The 1,500-nt window shown below is 34.7% G+C and carries 1 protein-coding gene and 1 rRNA gene; both read right to left on the bottom strand.

What is annotated here, in order from left to right; all coding sequences use genetic code 11:
• Nucleotides 1-414 precede the first annotated feature (414 nt).
• Nucleotides 415-1,257, bottom strand: coding sequence for a tyrosine-type recombinase/integrase (locus tag ACGLXV_RS24905; RefSeq protein ID WP_391560763.1), 843 nt, complete (start codon nt 1,255-1,257; stop codon nt 415-417).
• Nucleotides 1,258-1,383: 126 nt separating this feature from the next.
• A 5S ribosomal RNA gene (rrf, locus tag ACGLXV_RS24900) occupies nt 1,384-1,499 on the bottom strand.
• Between the last annotated feature and the right edge of the window lies 1 nt (nt 1,500).

Genomic DNA, 1,500 nt, shown 5'->3' with positions numbered 1-1,500 from the left:
GCCAGCGTTCGTCCTGAGCCAGGATCAAACTCTCCAATAAAGAGTAAGATTAGCTCTTAAAAGTTAAAACTTTGAATTAACGTTGACGTTTGTTGTCTTGTTCAGTTTTCAAGGTTCAATTAAGCACTTGATTATCATACCGCATCTCTTCACCGTTGTCAACTTCTACGAAAAACTTTTTTGAACGTTATTTTCAAGTCGTTGTTGTCGGCTACATGTATTACTATATCATCTTAATTCGCAGAAGTCAACTTCTGTATTCGAATTATTTTTTGAAGAGACTTCAAATTTTTGAAGCCAAAGAATATCTTACATAATTCCTATACATAATACAACAACTTTTTGATAAGAATTACTAAAAGCCATGTACACTCGTACATGGCTTTAGTTACAGAACCGATATTTTAAAACAACCTAACCTAGTGTATCATTAGAAAAAGTATTCTGAATGGCCTTTTCTAACTCTAGTTGCTTCATTCTAGATTTTGCGTATCTTTTTGTTACATTAATATCTTTATGACCTGCTAATTCAGATACTATTTCTAAAGCAACTCCTTTATCAATAAGTCGCTGACAAAAAGTATGCCTTAATTTGTGAGGATTCACTTGATACTTTTTAAGCATATATTGAACCGATCTCTCAGAAAGTCGTTCGTTGGATTTAGAAACAAACAAAGCATCTTCGATACGATTTAATTCTATATGATTTTCCAAATAAGCCCTAGCTTCATCAGATAATGGTATCGCTCTTTCTTCACCAGTAGAGTTATGTTTTACTAACACTAGATTTCTTTCGAAATCAATATCAGACTTATTTAGAGAACATAATTCTGACACTCTAATACCCGTATGAAGTAATAAATAGACAATAGCAATGTTTCTATTATGTCCATCCTTTTTTACTTCACGGACAAGTTGGTCACATTCAAAAGTGGTTAACACTTCAATTTCGTCTTTTTTCTCTACGGGAACCACAGTTATATCAATGATGATATCAGGTTTCTTTAAGAATTTTGCAAAGGTACGAATCGCTCCAAGTATTTTATCAATAGTTACCGGACTTTTCCCCTGCTGCTCTAAAAAGGAAACATATGATTGAACATCCTTTTGTGATATGTCCTCTAAATAAATCGAATATTGTTGGAGCCAGTCTTGATATTTTTGAATTTCACGTTGATATGTTGAGACCGTGCTAGGTGATTTCCCTACTTGTTTAAGCCATTCTGTAAACTTAGCTAGAACATTAGTTTCTTGCAACTATATCACTCCAATCAATCAGACTTGGTATTACTTACATCTTATAGGAAATGACTAAAGAAGTAAACTTCCGCGAAAAAAATTATAAAAAAAGAGAGTAGTCATGTTGACTACTCTCTTTCAGGTGCCTGGCGACGTCCTACTCTCACAGAGGGAAACCCTCAACTACCATTGGCGCTGAAAAGCTTAACTTCCGTGTTCGGTATGGGAACGGGTGTGACCTTTTCGCTATCGCCACCAGAC

Source organism: Robertmurraya sp., assembly GCF_036676585.1.
GTDB lineage: Bacteria > Bacillota > Bacilli > Bacillales > Cytobacillaceae > Robertmurraya_A.
Note: the sequence above shows the minus strand (reverse complement) of the source record. Positions and strands in the feature narration are given on the sequence as shown.